The sequence below is a fragment of the Pseudomonas profundi genome (assembly GCF_008638305.1).
GTDB lineage: Bacteria > Pseudomonadota > Gammaproteobacteria > Pseudomonadales > Pseudomonadaceae > Halopseudomonas > Halopseudomonas profundi.
The window spans coordinates 52,305-70,432 of the sequence record NZ_VTPZ01000007.1; the positions used below are offsets into that span (position 1 = coordinate 52,305).

15 protein-coding genes are annotated in these 18,128 nt (G+C 58.3%); 4 read left to right on the forward strand and 11 right to left on the reverse strand.

Features of this window, described 5'->3' with window-relative positions:
• Nucleotides 1-104 precede the first annotated feature (104 nt).
• Entirely contained in the window at nt 105-875 is a 771-nt protein-coding gene (locus FZE95_RS10975) for an HNH endonuclease (protein WP_150300899.1), read from the reverse strand.
• A gap of 131 nt (nt 876-1,006) precedes the next feature.
• Here FZE95_RS10975 and FZE95_RS10980 point away from each other — a divergent pair, with 131 nt between their 5' ends.
• Together FZE95_RS10980 and nadE are read left to right on the forward strand one after the other, a co-directional pair.
• Complete coding sequence (locus FZE95_RS10980; RefSeq protein WP_150300900.1) at nt 1,007-2,062, forward strand: hypothetical protein; 1,056 nt, start codon at nt 1,007-1,009, stop codon at nt 2,060-2,062.
• 243 nt (nt 2,063-2,305) lie between these two features.
• Entirely contained in the window at nt 2,306-3,133 is an 828-nt protein-coding gene (gene nadE / locus FZE95_RS10985) for an ammonia-dependent NAD(+) synthetase (protein WP_150300901.1), read from the forward strand.
• Between the two features lie 31 nt (nt 3,134-3,164).
• On the opposite strand, the gene FZE95_RS10990 is transcribed toward nadE, so the two are convergent.
• The 5 genes from FZE95_RS10990 to FZE95_RS11010 form a co-directional block, all read right to left on the reverse strand.
• On the reverse strand, nt 3,165-3,470 hold the full coding sequence (locus tag FZE95_RS10990) for a ribbon-helix-helix domain-containing protein (RefSeq protein ID WP_150300902.1): 306 nt from the start codon (nt 3,468-3,470) through the stop codon (nt 3,165-3,167).
• Nucleotides 3,471-3,506: 36 nt separating this feature from the next.
• Nucleotides 3,507-4,088 carry a DJ-1/PfpI family protein gene (locus tag FZE95_RS10995; protein WP_150300903.1) on the reverse strand — a complete coding sequence of 194 codons (582 nt, stop codon included), beginning with the start codon at nt 4,086-4,088 and terminating at the stop codon, nt 3,507-3,509.
• Nucleotides 4,089-4,275: 187 nt separating this feature from the next.
• On the reverse strand, nt 4,276-5,682 hold the full coding sequence (eat, locus tag FZE95_RS11000) for an ethanolamine permease (protein WP_150300904.1): 1,407 nt from the start codon (nt 5,680-5,682) through the stop codon (nt 4,276-4,278).
• 77 nt (nt 5,683-5,759) lie between these two features.
• Nucleotides 5,760-6,611 (reverse strand): ethanolamine ammonia-lyase subunit EutC, encoded by an 852-nt coding sequence (gene eutC / locus FZE95_RS11005; RefSeq protein ID WP_150300905.1) that lies wholly within the window; start codon nt 6,609-6,611, stop codon nt 5,760-5,762.
• Entirely contained in the window at nt 6,608-8,014 is a 1,407-nt protein-coding gene (locus FZE95_RS11010) for an ethanolamine ammonia-lyase subunit EutB (protein ID WP_150300906.1), read from the reverse strand. The genes eutC and FZE95_RS11010 overlap by 4 nt, the downstream gene beginning before the upstream one ends.
• Before the next feature lie 208 nt (nt 8,015-8,222).
• On the opposite strand from FZE95_RS11010, the gene FZE95_RS11015 reads away from it, so the two are divergent.
• Nucleotides 8,223-9,176 carry a helix-turn-helix domain-containing protein gene (locus tag FZE95_RS11015; protein WP_150300907.1) on the forward strand — a complete coding sequence of 318 codons (954 nt, stop codon included), beginning with the start codon at nt 8,223-8,225 and terminating at the stop codon, nt 9,174-9,176.
• A 148-nt stretch (nt 9,177-9,324) separates the two neighbouring features.
• Here FZE95_RS11015 and FZE95_RS11020 read toward each other — a convergent pair whose 3' ends face one another.
• Nucleotides 9,325-11,532 (reverse strand): OsmC domain/YcaO domain-containing protein, encoded by a 2,208-nt coding sequence (locus tag FZE95_RS11020; protein ID WP_150300908.1) that lies wholly within the window; start codon nt 11,530-11,532, stop codon nt 9,325-9,327.
• Between the two features lie 279 nt (nt 11,533-11,811).
• On the opposite strand from FZE95_RS11020, the gene FZE95_RS11025 reads away from it, so the two are divergent.
• Nucleotides 11,812-12,960, forward strand: coding sequence for a sensor histidine kinase (locus FZE95_RS11025; RefSeq protein ID WP_150300909.1), 1,149 nt, complete (start codon nt 11,812-11,814; stop codon nt 12,958-12,960).
• A gap of 135 nt (nt 12,961-13,095) precedes the next feature.
• Here FZE95_RS11025 and FZE95_RS11030 read toward each other — a convergent pair whose 3' ends face one another.
• The 4 genes from FZE95_RS11030 to FZE95_RS11045 all read right to left on the reverse strand — a co-directional run bounded on the left by FZE95_RS11030 (nt 13,096) and on the right by FZE95_RS11045 (nt 17,848).
• Entirely contained in the window at nt 13,096-14,655 is a 1,560-nt protein-coding gene (locus FZE95_RS11030; RefSeq protein ID WP_150300910.1) for a tetratricopeptide repeat protein, read from the reverse strand.
• Between the two features lie 425 nt (nt 14,656-15,080).
• Nucleotides 15,081-15,374, reverse strand: a complete 294-nt coding sequence (locus FZE95_RS11035; RefSeq protein WP_150300911.1) for a hypothetical protein — start codon at nt 15,372-15,374, stop codon at nt 15,081-15,083.
• A gap of 15 nt (nt 15,375-15,389) precedes the next feature.
• Nucleotides 15,390-16,481, reverse strand: a complete 1,092-nt coding sequence (locus tag FZE95_RS11040; protein ID WP_150300912.1) for a DMT family transporter — start codon at nt 16,479-16,481, stop codon at nt 15,390-15,392.
• Nucleotides 16,478-17,848: an NAD(P)-binding domain-containing protein gene (locus FZE95_RS11045; RefSeq protein WP_150300913.1), complete on the reverse strand. Its 1,371-nt coding sequence runs from the start codon at nt 17,846-17,848 to the stop codon at nt 16,478-16,480. The genes FZE95_RS11040 and FZE95_RS11045 overlap by 4 nt, the downstream gene beginning before the upstream one ends.
• Between the last annotated feature and the right edge of the window lie 280 nt (nt 17,849-18,128).

Consider the following 18,128-nt stretch of genomic DNA (forward strand, 5'->3'; position numbering starts at 1 on the left):
CGCGCTACGCTCCAACCGATCAAGATAACAAGAATGTAGGAATATCATTAGTTTAGTGGGGTCCCTACTGAGAGTATGGGCCGCTATCGGCCAAAAGCATCCGTTTATCTAAGAAACACATTCTCCCGATGCCATCTAACCAACCCGCGATCCGGCATGAACCGCTCAGGCAACACGATTTCGCTCCCCTCAATCCCCACCAACGCAGACCGCGCAAACGAATCAGCGGTTGCCTTTGCCTTAAGTTGATCACTAACCATAACAGTGAATTCATCAGACAGCGCGATAAGCCCCTGATCGAACGCCCGGTCATGGAGAGCTGAAAGACACAGGCCATTTGCCGGATTTAGTCGGTTCGCGGTGTCGACACTCCAAGGGACGATATGGCTTGCCAGGAGTAGTCGCGGTTCGCTCAAGCCAGACATGCAGCATTTGCCGCCGTAGCTTGCCAGTACGGCTTTTCGAAAGAAGCTCTGTCGAACTCGTATGCGAACCTGCGCCTCCCGCGTTTCGCCAAAATAGTCGGCGGCGGCTTCAGCGACCTCTGGGGCATCAGCTGGCGAAACGTCTTCAGACGATGCGAGTAGCGCACTACACTCGTCTACCAGGCTCTGCCAGTCGTTATTGAATTGCTCCCAGATGACTCGGTCGAGCTTTGAGGCGCCGGACAAGCCCTTCCGTCCCGTTCCGGTAATCGCAGGGTCTAGGCTGGCGAAGTTGACGAGTTTCATCGCTACCGATGAGGGCGTCCTGCCTAGGCGGTGTGCCAGGCGAATGATGTCTGGGTTACCCCGATGAAGGCGACCAAACGGAAGTTGGCAATATAAATAGAAAGCTAATTTGACTTCATCGGCGGCCCAGCGTACTTGCGACAAAACGGACTCCTTTCTCGTTTCGTAAAAAAAACCCTCAGCACCGCAAACAACGGCGTAAGGCATCACCAGGATAGCTCAGGGACTACTGCTAAGGATATGATCCTCGCTCGACACATCAGCAAGGAAGCCACATGCAAAAATGGAGCGATCGCCCGCCAAGCGAGGACGCGATTGACGTTGTACTACGAGCCTCCCCCATGCTCCTCAAAAAGCATGGCGCTTTGCTTGCGAAAGCGTTCCCTCCCCTTGCAGGGTTTGGCATCTTTTTGCTGTATCTCTATCGAAATCACTTCTACCCCAGCTTCGATTTGTTCCAGTTCTCGTCGTTGTTGCTGGCGGCTGCGTGCATTGGATTCGCTATCGTCGGCGCAGTGATCTTCACAATGGTCGCACCGGGCGCCGCCATTTTTCACTGGTGTCTGAACACTAAGAAGATCAAGGAAGACCTTGCGTATGCGATCCCATACTCGCAAGGGGCACGTAGCAAAACCGTTTGGCAACTCGTGGGGTTAGCGTATTTCGGTCCGTTCTGCATCGCAGGGCTCGGCCTAGTGTCAGTGCTGATTCTTGAGCCAGGCCTTTTCAATATTGCCGCTTTGCTATGGCCGGCACTCGTCGCGCTAGGCTTCGGCGTAGCGCTCCAAATCCTGTTTGACCTGCCTCGTTGGAGCTTCTTCAGTTACAGCTGGTCGGCTTATTTATCGCTGTTGATTTTTGTGCTCCTGCTTTCGATCGCCCTTCAAAGCAGCTTGCCGATAATCGAGAAGCTGAGCGTTTTCTGGCAGTACCCGATCCTGTGGACCATGCCCCTGATCATCGCCTGTATGGTCTCGATCTGTTCAATGGCTCACTTTGCAGGCTGGAGCGCCGCAATACATTTCGGCTTATTCTTCGGACTTCTTGTGGCGGGCTATAGCGGCTTGCTCACAACGCTGCCCGAAAAGACGGTCAAAAGCTTGGGTCTCGGCGCATACGAAGCGGAGATGATCGTCCTCGATCCGGCCTTTTGCGACCGTGATCTCAGCGAACTTGGAATACCCGACGACTGCACGCTGCGAAACGTACACGTAGTTTGGTCGTTCGGCGAATCGATCGTGCTCCGCCCCTCGCTTGATCAACCGCGCCACGTTCAGATCCCGGCTGAGTTTGTCCGATCTCTTGTTCGCTCCACTGTCAGCGATGATTAGCGCAATTCAATGCTTCGCTTGATCATGAAGATGGTGAGCGCCCCGATCCCAGCCACGAGCTAAACGTCTCCCGGGACTAGACCTACAAGGAGACCTTCGAGGAGGCCGAAATCCTCAAAAAGCACACCTCGGCGTGAGGCTTGCATGGCAGATGCTCCGTCTTGGTGTCGGCACTAACCTCGTTTATCGTGTCGAACTATCAGGCCGTTGAACACTTCCGTACCGAACATCAAGGAGACAAGCATGAACACTGCATCAAGTCGGGGCTCTGAAATTCGCAGCGCACTGCAAGTGAACCCTAACCTCAAGGGAACCGCTGAGCTTAAGCGGGAGATCGAGCGGCGTGTCGATTTCATCAAGGACACTGTGCGCCGCTCCGGTACGCGGGCGCTGGTGTTGGGGATCAGCGGTGGTGTGGATTCAACGACTGGGGGCAAGCTGTGCCAGATGGCTGTCGAATCCCTTCGTCAGGATGGCTACGAGGCGACCTTTTACGCCATGCGCTTGCCGTATAACGTGCAGGCGGATGAACACGATGCGCAGGCGGCACTGGATTTCATCAAGCCGGATCAGCTACGCACGGTAGACATCAAAGAGTCGGTCGATGCGATGATGGCTTGCTTTGCTGACGAGCCCGCTGAGCCGGCCAAACGTGATTTCGTCAAAGGCAACGTTAAGGCCCGCGCCCGCATGATCGCCCAATATACGCTGGCCAACTTCGCCAATGGCCTGGTGGTCGGTACCGATCATGCTGCCGAGGCAGTGATGGGCTTTTTTACCAAGTTCGGTGACGGTGCCTGTGATCTGGCCCCGCTATCCGGGCTGGTCAAGAGCCAGGTGCGGCGTATCGCTGCGGAGCTAGGTGCGCCTGAATCCCTGGTGGGTAAGATCCCCACTGCCGATCTTGAAGAGCTGGAGCCCGGCCGGCCTGATGAAGATGCCCACGGGGTAACCTACGCGCAAATCGATGCGTTCCTGCTGGGTGAAGCCGTTGATGAGGAGGCCGCGAAGATCATCATCAGAAATTACGACGCGACAGAGCATAAGCGTCAGGTGCCCTTGGCACCTTGACCCATACCTGCTTCCAGCTGACTCGCCAGCCTTAGCCCGACGCGGTTCGTACGACCGTCAAGGGCACCGGGCGCGCCTCGCGCTGCGCCAGGTAGCGCGTGCAGCTCACCCGCAGAAACGAGGCGAAGTTCACCACTTCGCCTCGCAGCTCCATGATCTCCTCATACAACTTGGTGATCAGCTGATTGGTGGTCATGCCATCGACCTCGGCAATCTCCTGCAGAATCTGCCAGAACTGATTCTCCAGCCGCAGCGTGGTGACCACACCGCGTATGCGCAGCGAGCGGGAACGTGATTCATACAGAATCGGATCGGCTTTGACGTAAAGCTCACACATACGGCCACCACTTGGCTAAAGAATCATCTAAAACACTTAAAGCGTTATCTGAGCGCCCAGCAGTTTAACGAATGCGGCCAGCCACGCGGGATGCGACGGCCAGGCGGGCGCTGTGACCAGGTTGCCCTGGACGTGGGCCTGATCCACCGGAATGTCCATAAAGGTGCCGCCAGCCATTTTCACATCGGGGCTGCAAGCAGGATACGCGCTGCACTCGCGACCTTTGAGTACGTCAGCCGCAGCAAGGATCTGTGCTCCATGACATACGGCGGCGATGGGCTTTTGGGCCTTGTCGAACTGCTGCACAATCTCGATTACCCGCTGATTCAGACGCAAGTACTCTGGCGCCCTGCCGCCGGGTATTACCAAACCGACGTAGTCCTCGACCTTTACCTTGTCGAAATCATAGTTCAACGCGAAGTTGTGCCCCGGCTTTTCCGTGTAGGTCTGATCACCCTCGAAATCATGGATAGCGGTACGCACCGTGTCCCCTGCTCTCTTGTCCGGGCACACCGTGTCCACCTGATAACCGAGCATGGTCAGCGCCTGAAACGGCACCATGGTTTCATAGTCCTCGGTGAAGTCACCGGCGAGCAACAATAGTTTCTTGGCGGTCATTTTTCGTCCTCCTCTCAATAGTGAGGCCAGCATGCACCGGTATCACGGCCTGCGGGTAACAGGCGGCTACTACAACTGAAATGCTTTGCGCTGAGTGCCATTTATAGTGACCTGCCATAGCGAACCCAATGCAGAAAGGGCTACCTCTCGGCAGCCCTTTCTGGAAGCACCGCGCTAGCGGGAACTATCAGCTCGCAGCCGCCAGATCCAACTCTGCTTCGGCCAGCATGGCAAACTCTTCGTCAGCCGATTTGGCGATAATGTGTTTGCGGCTGTAGCCGAAGTAGTAGGCGCCGCCGATCACGAATAACACCATAGTGTAGAAGAAGGCGCGGGGGTCGAAGGCGTAAACGCCAGTCAATGCGATCAGCGAGAGCACCAGCGCGATGCCGGACGTTACCACGCCACCGGGCGTTTTGTATGGACGCACCAGGTCCGGCTGCTTGATGCGCAGCAGAATGTGACTGAGCGCCATCAGCGCGTAGGAAACAGTCGCGCCCACTACGGCCATCGCCAGCATCAGATCACCCTCACCGCTCAACGAGGCCAGAAAGCCGAAGACACCGGGCACAATCAGCGCCCGCGCCGGCACCTTGCGCCCGGTGGTCAGCGACAGGGTCTTGGGCAGATAACCGGCGCGCGATAGGGCAAACACCAGACGGCTGTAGCCGTAGATGATCGAGAAGAAGGAGGCAACCAAACCCGCCAGCGCCAGCACGTTGACCAGCGTCGCCAGACCGCTGTTGTCGGTGAGCGTCAGCGCGTCAACCAGCGGCACAGCACTGTCGCCCATCAACTTGGCACCCGCAGCGCCCGGCACCAGCACCACCACCAGCAACGCAGTGAACAGCAGAAATACCATCGCGCCGATGATGCCCTTGGGCACGTCCTTGCCTGGGTCTTTGGCCTCTTCGGCCGCCAGGGGCACGCCTTCCACTGCCAGGAACAGCCACATGGCAAAGGGCAGCGCCGCCCACACGCCGTACCAGCCCAGAGGCAGCAGCTCACTCGCGCCTGCGGATTCAGCGGTCGCGGCAATGTCGAACAGATTGTCGACATCAAAGTGCATCACCAGGGCGACTGCCGTGGCGACAATGGCAAACACTGCCAGGCCGCTAATGACCATCATCACCTTCAGCGCTTCACCCACCCCGGCCAGGTGTATCCCTACAAACACCAGATAAAAGGCCGCATAGACCCAGGGACCATTGAAGCCGAGCAACGACTCCACCGCCGAGCCAATGAAGATGACAATGGCAGCCGGTGCCAGCGCGTACTCGATCAGCACCGCCAGACCGGTCATGAAGCCGCCCGTCGGGCCCATTGCCTGGCGGGCAAAGCTGTAGCCGCCGCCCGCAGTCGGTATCGCCGCTGACATCTCCGCCAGCGACAACACCAGCGTCAGATACATCAATGCCATGAGTACCGCAGCAATCGCAAAACCGGCCCAACCCGCTTCGGCGATGCCAAAGTTCCAGCCCGCGAAATTACCCGAAATAACATAAGAAACCCCCAGACCGGCGAGTAGAATCCAGCCTGCGGTCCCGCGCTTGAGTTGCCGTTTGGCAAGGTATGCCTGATTGTCTGTTGACATAATTCCCTCTACTTTTCTGGTTTGAATGACTTCGGTTGAAAGCGCTTGATTGGCTCTGCGTGCTCGCTAACGCTGGTTCAGTTAGCGAGCAAAAAGTTTGTGCCACTGCCGTTATGCTCGATGAGTTCGTCCTGAGTCCGGTCCTTGAGCTGTATGCCGGAGAGCTGTAATCGCCGTGCTTCACGCAGCAGATACAGCACGCGCCGCGCGGCTTCGGCATAGGGCAAGCCTGCTGGACGAACGTTGGATACGCAGTTGCGCGCGGCATCGTTAAGACCGGGGTGGGGATTCCAGGTCAGGTACAGGCCAAGGCTGTCTGGCGAGCTGAGGCCGGGACGCTCGCCGATCAGTAGCAACACGGCGCGGGCATTGATCAGTTCACCGATGTCATCGCCTATCGCTACGCGGCCCTGCTCTACCACCGTGACCGGGGCCAAGCTCCAAGGCTCTTTTTCGTCGCGCAGCAGCGCCAGCAAGGGCGCGAGAAAACCCGTGGCATTCTGCTGTACTGCCAATGACGACAATCCATCAGCAATGACGATAGCCAGATCACTACGCGTGGCGGTAACCGATTCGGGCAGTGCGATCAGTTGCGCTCGGGAGGCGTCGTCAAGCAGGCGGCCCAGATCGGGACGTTGCAGGTAAGTCACCCGGTCCGCCGCCTGACTGTGCAGGCGCAGGGGCGGCGTGTCTGCAGGCAAAGCCTCCAGCGTTTGCAACTGGCCGCAAAGCGCCTCCAGATCAAGGGGCAAGTGCACTGCATCGCGGGCCTGAGCGTGGCTCAGCTGGAAGGCCAGCAGTTCGCTGGTGGGTAGGCTGATGCCGGCGCGCCCCAGGCCAATACGCGCATCGGTGAACTCGCGCAGGCTGCGCCAGGGATTGTCGACTACCTTGCCGTTCTGCAGATGCTGCCGGTCTGGCTGATTCATGCGCGACCTCCCGGCAGGGCCTTGAGCGAACGGGCAAAAGGCTCCGGCACCGTGTCGTGCAGAACGTGGCGATCGGCATCCCGCATGATCTGCATACGCGTCAGCCACTGCTCGAATTCCGGTGCCGGCCGTGAGCCCAAGACGCGGCGCACGTATAACGCATCGTGAAACGAGGTGGTCTGATAATTGAGCATGATGTCGTCGGAGCCGGGAATGCCCATAACAAACGAACAGCCCGCTACGCCGAGCAGCGTGAGCAGGTTATCCATATCGTTCTGGTCGGCCTCGGCGTGGTTGGTGTAGCAGACGTCACAGCCCATGGGTACGCCGAGCAGCTTGCCGCAAAAGTGATCTTCCAGCCCGGCGCGGGTGATCTCCTTGCCATCGAATAGATACTCCGGGCCGATAAAGCCCACCACGGTATTCACCAGCAAGGGGTTGAACTTGCGCGCCACCGCGTACGCCCGCGCTTCGCAGGTCTGCTGGTCCAGGCCGTGATGGGCATTGGCCGACAGCGCACTGCCCTGCCCGGTCTCGAAGTACATGACGTTATTACCGACGGTGCCCCGCTTGAGGCTCAGCGCTGCTTCCTGTGCCTCTGCCAGGGTATTGAGATTGAAGCCGAAGCTGCTGTTGGTTGCCTCGGTACCGCCAATCGACTGGAACACCAGATCGACCGGCGCGCCCGCTTCAATACACTCGATAGTGTTGGTGACGTGGGTCAGCACGCAGGACTGGGTCGGGATCTGGTACTTGTCGATCACCTCACCCATCAGCTTCATCAACTTGATGGCCTGGGCCACGTTGTCAGTCGCCGGATTGATACCGATGACCGCGTCACCATTGCCGTACAGCAGGCCATCGAGAATGCTCGCAGCAATGCCATTCACATCATCTGTAGGGTGATTGGGCTGTAACCGAGTGGACAGATGCCCCGGCAGGCCAATGGTGTTGCGAAAGGCCGTGGTCACCTGGCATTTTTTGCCTACCAGAATCAGGTCCTGGTTGCGCATGATCTTGCTCACCGCCGCGGCCATCTCCGGCGTGACGCCGGTGCGTATGGAGCGCAATACCTCGGGGGTGGCGTGATCGCTCAGCAACCAGTTGCGAAAATCCCCGACCGTCAGATGGGCAATGGGCGCGAAGGCTGCGGCATCGTGCTCATCCATGATCAGTCGGGTGATCTCATCCTGCTCGTAAGGCACCAGCGCTTCGTTCAAAAAGGTCTTGAGCGGCACGTCAGCCAGGGTCATCTGCGCCACGGCGCGCTCTTCCGCCGACAGCGCCATCACCCCTGCCAGCCGGTCGCCAGAGCGCTGTGGTGTAGCCTTGGCCATCAGTTCGGCCAGACTGCGGAACTGATAGGTCTTGCTACCCAATGTGTAGCGGTAAATATGGCTCATGAAATACCTCAGGCACAGATCTTGCTGCTAACATGCGGGAACGTCGCACAGCGTTAGCAATTGATATCTGTAAGCCTGCGATAACCGTTCCAGTCGACTATCAAGTTTTGGCAAAATGCATTTTTCGCAGGTAATTCAATACCTAGCACTCAAGCCAGAACACATGAAGCGCAACTGACCCTGTCGAAAAAAGCAAAAGTGCCCAATCATGCAACCACCCTCAGCGTCCAATGCACCAGAACGGAGCACTCGCGTGGCGCAGGACGCCGACGAGCACGCCCACAATCTGACCAATTGGCAACAGGAATATGACCAATTGGGCGGAGGCCGTTTCTATGGGCGCATCGATGAGCTCGCGCTGGATGGCTTTCAACTGTTCAGGGAGCACACCAACCGCTCCCTGCGCCAGCAATGCAATGTGTGGAAGGATTCAGTCTGGCTGGGTATACCCGCGCAAACGGCAGACTGCCGCATCAACGGTTTGCAGGTAGGTAGCGATCAACTGATGTGTCGCCCCGGCGCGCGTGATTTCGAACTGATTACCCCAGATGCCTTTGATATCTACGGCATAGTGGTAAAGGAAGAGGTGCTTTTGCGCGCAGCTGAACGCGAAGGACGCACGCTGGACCTTGCCAGACTGGAACAGGCCCCACGCCTGACTGTGGCGCAGCAGCAACTGGACCAGTTGCGCTATCTGCTGGAGCAGGTGGTCATTCACAGTGCCCTGGGTTTCAATAGCGAATTGAAGCAGGAGCTGGCCACCAGCGCTCTGCTAGCCCTGATCAGCGAAGATCAACTACAGACGGAAACCGCACCCAGCTTTGCCCATCGCAACCAGGTAGTGGACAAGGTCAAGTCCTACATCGCCTTACATCCGGATGCCTCCGTGAGCATTACCGAGCTGTGCGAGCTGACCCACGTCAGCCGTCGGACCCTCCAATACAGCTTTGAAAGCATTCTTGGCATCAGTCCCCTGCAGTTTCTGCGCACCACCCGCCTCAACCAGGTACGTCGTGCCCTGAATGTGCGACAGCCGGACCTCTCCATCGCCATGATCGCCGCTAACTGGGGGTTCTGGCATCCCGGCCAGTTCGCTCGGGACTACAAGGCACTGTTCGGCGAAAATCCATCTGAGACGGTGAAAAAACACCAGAGCGCCTAGCGCCCCTTCAACGTGAACTTTTCTGCCGCGGGCCGACGGGGTCGCTCGTTTCAGATCGAGGACGGGTGGCGACAGCTTCTCCAGACAAATGCGCCGGAGACAGGTCACCTGAACGTAGCCAGCCTGAACGCGCAGGTGAAGCGGATTGCTACGCCGCACTCAAACCCGCCGCCCTGCCCCGCGCCGCATGCAGCTTCTTCAGGCTCTCGATCATCCGGTGATGCCTGTCCAGTCCTTCCAGCTTCATGCTGGTGGGCGTCAAACCGAAGAAGCGCACGCTGCCCTCTACCGAACCGATGACTGCGTCCATGCGCTCGTTGCCAAATATGCGACGGAAGTTGGCCTCGTAGTCTTCCAGCGCCAGCTCATCGTCCAGCTCTACCTCCAGCACCGCATTCAGCGCCTGGTAGAACAGCCCGCGCTCGGCGGTGTTGTCGTTGAATTGCAGGAAGGTTTCGACCAGTTCTTTGGCTTCTTCAAACTGCTGCAAAACGAGGTAGATCAGCAACTTGAGTTCGAGAATAGTCAGCTGCCCCCAGGCGGTGTTGTCGTCAAACTCGATGCCGATCAGCGTGGTGATATCGGTGTAATCATCTAGCTCGCTCTCTTCCAGGCGATCGACCAGCGCTTGCAGCCTTTCTTCGTCCAGGCTGTGCAGGTTGAGGATATCCTCGCGGAAGAACAGCGCCTTGTTGGTGTTGTCCCAGATCAGATCGTCGACCGGGTATACCTCGGAATAACCCGGCACCAGGATGCGGCAGGCGGTGGCACCCAGGTCGTCATACACAGCCATGTACACTTCCTTGCCCATGTCTTCGAGGATGCCGAACAGGGTTGCGGCTTCCTCGGCGTTGGCGTGCTCGCCCTCGGCGGAGAAGTCCCATTCGACGAACTCGAAATCCGACCTGGCGCTGAAAAAGCGCCAGGACACCACACCGCTGGAGTCGATGAAGTGCTCGACAAAATTGTTCGGCTCGGTCACCGCCTGGCTTTCAAATGTCGGCGCAGGCAAGTCGTTCAGGCCTTCAAAACTACGGCCCTGCAGCAATTCCGTCAGGCTGCGTTCCAGCGCGACTTCAAAGCTCGGATGCGCGCCGAAGGAGGCAAACACGCCGCCGGTGCGCGGGTTCATCAGGGTGACGCACATCACCGGGTAGGCACCGCCCAATGAGGCATCCTTCACCAATACCGGGAAGCCCTGCTCCTCCAGCCCCTGAATGCCGGCGAGAATGCCGGGATACTTCGCCAGCACGGCCTGCGGAACATCGGGGAGCGCGAGCTCGCCTTCGAGGATCTCGCGCTTCACCGCGCGCTCGAAGATTTCCGACAGGCACTGCACCTGCGCTTCGGCCAGCGTGTTACCGGCGCTCATGCCGTTGCTGAGGAACAGGTTCTCGATCAGGTTGGAGGGGAAGTACACCGCCTCGCCATCGGACTGGCGCACATAGGGCAGCGAGCAGATACCGCGCTCCATGTTGCCGGAGTTGGTATCGTACAAATGCGAGCCATGCAGTTCGCCGTCGGGGTTGTAAATTTCAAGGCAGTACTCATCGAGGATCTCAGCTGGCAGTGCATCCTTGCGGCCAGGCTTGAACCAGCGCTCGTTCGGGTAATGTACGAAGGACGCATTGGCGAGGTCTTCGCCCCAGAACTGATCGTTATAGAAGAAGTTGCAGTTCAGCCGCTCGATAAATTCACCCAGCGCCGAAGCCAACGCGGCCTCTTTGGTCGCACCCTTGCCGTTGGTAAAGCACATGGGCGACTGCGCATCACGGACATGCAGCGACCAGACGTTGGGCACGATATTGCGCCAGGAGGCGATCTCGATCTTCATGCCCAGCTCAGCCAGAATGCCGGACATGTTGGTAATGGTCTGCTCCAGGGGCAAATCCTTGCCCAGCACACGGGTGCCCTCGCCTGTCGCAGCAAGGGGCATCAGCAGTGCCTGGGCATCGGCGTCCAGACTCTCCACCTCTTCGATGACGAACTCGGGCCCGGTTTGCACCACCTTTTTCACGGTGCAACGGTCGATGGAACGCAAAATCCCCTGGCGATCCTTGTCGGACATATCCGCTGGCAATTCGATCTGGATCTTGAAGATCTGGTTGTAGCGGTTTTCAGGGTCAACAATGTTGTTCTGCGACAGGCGGATGTTGTCGGTGGGAATATTGCGCGTGTTGCAGTACAGCTTCACAAAATAGGCTGCACACAGCGCCGATGACGCCAGAAAATAATCGAACGGACCCGGCGCCGAGCCGTCGCCCTTGTAGCGGATGGGTTGATCGGCCACCACCGTGAAGTCATCGAACTTGGCCTCAAGCCGAAGATTGTCGAGAAAGTTGACCTTGATTTCCATGGGGGGCACCAGAATGACGAGCGGGACGAATTGGCCGCCATTATCCGGCTTTTGAGTGGGAAGTCATGCGCTGGTCATCAGGTACTACATACAGGGCGCCTGGATACGCAGTGTGGAACGGACCGTCACTCGGCTGGCTTTGGGACGCCCCGCTCCGTATAGTCAAACCTCCCCTTTCAGCACGGCAGCCAAACCACGCCCGCCGCTGCAGAGACATCAGCATCTTTACATTTCCGTTTGAATTCCTGGCAATCCAGACGTCGACCCGAGCACTCAGCTATGCGTTTACACCGTTTCATTTCCAGCAACATGGAAGCAATCCTGAAGGAATGGGAAGATTTTGCTCGTGTGATTCAGCCGACCGGCGGGAACCTGGATGTAACCGATCTCAGGGATCATGCGCAGAATATGCTGGAAGTGATTGTTCTGGACATGGCGACAGAACAGACCGAATCGCAGCAAACGAGGAAGTCGCAGGGCAACAGTCCCAAAACTGGTCGCGACACCGCAGCAGAGGACCATGCCGATGAGCGCCTTGGCGCAGGCTTCTCCATACGCCTGTTGGTGGCCGAGTATCGCGCATTACGCGCCAGCGTCTTGCGTCTGTGGTTGAGAGATATCGCCACAGGCATGCATGAAGACAAACACCACGTGGATGACATGATTCGATTCAACGAAGCGATAGATCAGGCGTTGGCAGAATCCGTTGCGCGTTATTCGGAAGTGGTCACCGAGAACTCGAATATTTTTGTCGGGATGCTCAGTCATGATCTTCGCTCGCCATTGCAGGTAATGCAGTTCGGCGCGGCAAAACTGAAGAAACTGGAAGAGGCCGCCGACACCCCGAGCCGACTGGCGCCGGTGATGATTTCCAGCATATACCGCATGAAAGAAATGCTGGATAACCTGATGGACTTTACCGAAAGCCGCCTTGGAACGGGGCTGAAGATAAGTTTTGGACCAGCGGATCTGGCAGCCACCTCCCATCAGCTCGTCGAAGAATTTCGCTCTGTTCATCAGGATCATAGCTTTCTGCACCGCGTTTCGGGCGACTGCACCGGCACCTGGGACGTGCTTCGCGTCGCGCAGATCTGTCAGAACCTGATCAGTAACGCCTTGCAACATGGCGATGCGAATGGCGAGATTGAGGTGGCCTGCGAAGGCAGCGATGACAAGGTCATCCTGACCGTCAAGAATGACGGCAAACCCATACCCACATCGGATCAGAACGCGATCTTCGAAATCTCGACCCGCAAACATTATGCGCAGGGCAACCCGAATCGAAACCTTGGGCTGGGCCTGTATATCGTCAAAGAGCTGGTCACGGCTCATAACGGCAGCGTCCATGTGGCGTCCAGCCAGAGCGCCGGAACGATCTTCAGCGTCGTGTTACCGCGAAACCCTGGCGATCGCTCCGAAGGACGTTGAGCGCGCACTTTTCCCACCCTCGCGCACAGGCTCAGTGGCCACAAGCGCTATAGCACCGGTGAAGACCCCGCTGTCGTAAGCTGAGACATCAGCTTGCGACAGTACACACCCTGTCTGGGTCCTGCTCCGCTGATCTCATGCGCCTGTTTTACGCGTGGTCTTGGGTGCTGTCTCTAAGCGTTGCCGCCATTGCGACGCAGATTCGATGTCACCCACCTCCTCCGCGGCGCGCGAGGCGCCTTGCAGCGTGTTGTAACGCTGGGGCCAGGTTTGGTCCGACTGTTCGTAGGCGGCCAGCGCCTCGGTCGGGCGGTCCAGCGTAAGCAGCAAGTCGCCGAGGGCCTCATAGGGCGGCAGCAGCGCGCCTGGCGACACGGGGTGTTTTTCTACGGTCGATTCAAGCTCTCCGGCGGACTCCATCAGCTCGACGGCGCGTTCGGGATTACCTTCCGTGTTTGCGATCCACCCTGCGAGGATCCTGCGGTCTACCTCCAGATAGACCGCGAAACGTGCGTCGGCGGCTGACTTCGCCTCCTCTACCAGCGTGGCCATGCGCTCTTCGGCTTCGCGGGCGGTATCCAGATCACCGCTATGTACAGCGCCCAGGCCGCGGGCAAACCAGCTCAACCCATCGGGCCAGGCGAACTTGTCCCAGCTGATGTAGCCAGGTTCGCGGGGCGTGACCGCCGCTGCGGCATCCCAGTTACGCGCTTCGACAGCCAACCTGGCCGGGATCGACGCCAAATGGTAGGCGCCCGGAAAGTTGCCCTGATGTGGCCCGTTGGCCTGTGCCGTTTTCCAGACAGTTTCAGCTGCCTCATCCTCTCCGCGCTGGAGATGCCCGTAAACGAGGTAGTCCATAGCATGAATGTAGTGAAACGATGTGGCATCACCTTCTTTATGACCTTTTGCCACGTCAGCTGACCGGCGGTTCCATTCAATCGTGCGCGGCCAATCACCAAGCCTCACATAGATGTGAGAAGGCATATGCAAGGCGTGAGGTACTTCGGGTGCGATCTCGCCGTAGGAGTCCACGATTCTTGTGGCATTTGCGCCGCGACCATCAGCATCGGTGGCATGGATGCTGTAGTGCACCGCGCCGGGATGGGTGGGTTCGGTTTCCCAGGCTGCACGCAACACACGCTCGGCCTCGTCATGCAGGGCTTGCGGGTTATCGGCGTACAGAGCGCGCGTCAGCCGTGATAAAGCGTAAAGCGTGGCCACGTCGAGATCCTCCGGAAAGGCCTGGTAGGCCTCTTCCATCCCTGCTATCCACCCGGACAACCGTTCTCTGACTTGCCCGGTTTCCGGCTCGAAGAACGCAGCCGTTGCCTCAATCAGCAGTTTTTCCCGCTCATCCTCAACCGTTTGCCGGGCTTGCTCGATAGCCTCCCTGCCCCGTCTGATTTCTGCCTCACTCGGCGTTGTGCCCCACAGTGGCTGCAATATCGATGTGGCAACGCCCCAGTGAGCAGCAGCGCAGCCAGGGGCCTTTTGCGCAACGGCTTCGAACTCGGCAAGCGCCTGGGTATACATCATGTGGTGCATCATGCCCAAGGCGTGATCGACATCGGGACGTAAATGCTCGGCACAGTTGGCCTGGAAATTGACAGTACCGATGGCTTCCTCGGCGCTGGCAGGAAAAGCGACATTGAGGGAAGTAGCGAGAATCGCGAAGCGTAGGTAAGCGTTCATGACATCTCTCCAATAAACCGTGAAGGTATGGAGCCGGCATGTCGAAAAACCAATCAGGACCTGAATACAGTACTACCAGTGCTGGGCTCTGCATGCGCAGCTTGTACTATTAACGCTAGGCCGATTCTGCCCGCATGGCGAGACGACGATCCGCACGAAAGCATATATGCGAATAAAGCATTCTTGGATACTTCTGCACACCAACCAGGAGCTGATGACACGGCCTCGTACTTCAAGACCCGGTCCGAACTTCAGCAGCTCCCGTCGTGCGGTTTGGGTTTAAAGCTTGGTCACAAAAGTGCGCGCCTGGTACAGAGCAAAGCCGCTGAGTACGATAATGACGGCGACGGCGAGCATATCAGCCCCCGGAAAACCCCAAAAATCAGACATGGTATCTCCTTGGTTGTGGTGGGTAATGCTGGCGGTCAGGCCAGCGCGGTGTCACGCATGCGCTGCCGACCGAAGTCGTTGAGGCGAAACTTGAACAGCACTCGGCCAGCGCCGAAATAGGCCTCGTCGTCGAGCTTCTCCTCTACGCTCTCGATAATGCCGCTGGAGAACAAGTCGGTCAGCGTGACGCGAGTATTGCCGCGCCAATAGGCACCGCTGAGACCAAACTCGCTCATCAACGCATCGGTGACTTGCCAGTCCCAGATGCCATCGTCCTGCTTGGCATCGATCAGCTGCAGAATCCGGCCTTTCATGTGCAGTTTTTTCATGGGTTGCTCCTCTGATTACACGTTGGCCGAACTGGCAGCAATGGTGGACGTTTCGCTGTCGCTGGAAACGGCACGCACGACTTCGAGTACTTCGTTGTTTTCCGTGTACATGACGAACCCGCCCGTGACGAACAGGACCAGGCCTGCAAGGAAGTTCCATTCGGGAAACTTGAGGGTGAACGCCGCGAGGAAAATCACCGCAAACAGCCCGTACAGCGCCGCAATCGCTTGCCCGCGCCCTACTCCGATCAAAGGGAAGGACTTGTACCAGGAGACGTAGCAGAAGGCGAAGGTCACGCCCGCCAGCGTCAGCCAGCCCAAGGCAGCCCAGTTGAAGGTCGCGACGACCAGCTCCACCACCGGTTGGTCGGTGAAGAGGAAAATCGCGGGCAGAATCAGCACCACCCAGTAGAGGACTTCAGCCGTGAAGCGCACGGTAATGCCCACATCCGGGTCAGCCACATCCAGTCCGCGTCCGGCAATTGCGCCTTCAACACCCCAGCCCAACGCAGCCATCGCGCCACCCAGATAGCCAAGCCAGCCGGCCTCGCCAGTGCCGGTAAGCTCACCGATGATGCCGGGCGCATATACCGTTATGCCGCCTGCCAGGATGATGAAGATACCCAGCGCGGCGCGCCGTGTGATCTTCTCCTGATACCAGAGCCTGGCCAGCGTGGCGCCGATGATTGGATACATCAGCGCCGAGATGGCCGCGAAGGCGCCGCCGATATAACCCATCGCCAGATACGAGCCAAAGATAGCCATTGGGCCACCAAAGATGGCGCCTATGAAGAACCATTTGGATATATAGCGCATCTGTTTGATGGTGCGTACGTAATCGCCCCATTTGCCCAATACCCCATTCCAGACAAACAGAAAGAACAGCACGGCAATGGCATTGAACGTGGTCAGTACGGCCGCTGCCAGCAGAAACTCGGCATTGGTCTCGTAGCTCAGGTCAACGTATGGCGCTTCAAACCAGACTGCAGAGCCCGGCACATACCAGGCGCCCCAGAGCACGGCGCACCATAGCGCCCACATGAACCCCCAACGGATGCTGCTGGAGGTGAAACGCGAGCGTGCCTGGCTCAGGCTTAACTGACTCATGCACTCTCCTTGGCTGAGTGAGTCGGCTCTTCGTAGAGGAAGGCTTCCAACGAATCGTCCAGTGCATCCATCCAGCGCGTGTGATGTGCGGGCGCCAGAGTGCCGGTCAAGGTCGAGCGGTAGCTCTTGTTGCGATAACCGAGGATGTCCGCTGCCTTGTGGTGCTCCCACTCCTTGAAGATCTCGGCCACGCCGGTCACGTCGAACGCTGGGTAGTCAGTGGGCTCAAGCAGATCGAGGATGTAGGCTGCCTGGAAATCGATCGCCTGGAAGGGATCGGCCACCTGCTCTTCGCGGCTGACCCATTCGTCGCAATCGGCCTGCATCGCCGCCGTTGCTGGCAGCTTGATGCGACCGAGCATCAGGTCGCGGGCATACCAGGCCTGGGCATCGAACATGTTGAAGGTGTAGTACTGATCCTGCATGCCGAGGAACATCAGCTGCGGACAGGCCAGGGAAACGATGCCCTTGTACAGACCTTCAGGGTACAGCCGGTTGTGCGTGGTCAGCGTTAGCTCATTGGGCAGGAACGGAAAGTGATGCTGATACCCGGTACACAGGATGATCGCGTCCACTTCCTTGCTGGTGCCGTCCTTGAAGTGCGCCGTCTTGCCAACCACTTCGATCAGCAGCGGCACTTCGGCGAAGGACTCCGGCCAATCGAAGCCCATCGGCTGGGTGCGATAGCTGAAGGTGACCGACTTGGCTCCGTACTTGTGGCACTGGGTACCGATGTCTTCGGCGGAGTAGCTGCTGCCGATCAGCAGCAGATCCTTGCCTGTGAATTCGCAGGCGTCGCGGAAATCATGCGCGTGCAATACGCGGCCGGGAAACTGCTCCAGACCTTCAAAGTACGGCGCGTTGGGGGTCGAAAAGTGCCCAGTGGCGACGATCACATGGTCGAACTCTTCAGTGCTCAGTTCGTCCTGCTTGAGATCGCGCACGGTGACCGCGAACTTACCGGTCGCTTCGTCCTGCGCTACCCAGTGCACCGCCGTGTTGAAGCGAATGTACTGGCGCACGTTGCTCTTGGCCACGCGGCCCATGATGTAGTCACGCAACACAGCGCGCGGCGGGTAGGACGGGATAGGCCGGCCGAAATGTTCTTCGAAACTGTAATCGGCAAACTCGAGACCTTCCTTGGGACCGTTCGACCACAGGTAACGATACATGCTGCCGTGGACGGGCTCGCCGTAGGCATCCAGACCGGTGCGCCAGGTGTAGTTCCACATACCGCCCCAGTCGCTCTGCTTTTCATAGCAGACGATCTCGGGAATGTCAGCACCGTCACGGCGGGCAGCTTCGAAAGCACGTAGTTGGGCCAGGCCGCTCGGGCCGGCGCCTAGAATAGCGATTCTTAAGGTCATAATGACTCCAGTTAACAGCGATGCATCGTGCGCCAGGCGAGAACAGCCCGGGCGACGATTAACAGCGGAAATGAGCGCAGCGCAGACCGTCGAGGGTCCGGCCATGAGGCTCCGCAATGGGCGCACTAACGTCGGGTCTACCGATGGCGCATGTAATGAAGGCAGCATCTGTCGGATGAAACAGACGGCCGGGGGCGGGCAGGCCGCCGAGCTGAAATACGAGAAATCGAGAATACGCCGGAGGGAAGCGCTCGAACTGGTCAAGCAGAGGAAAATACTT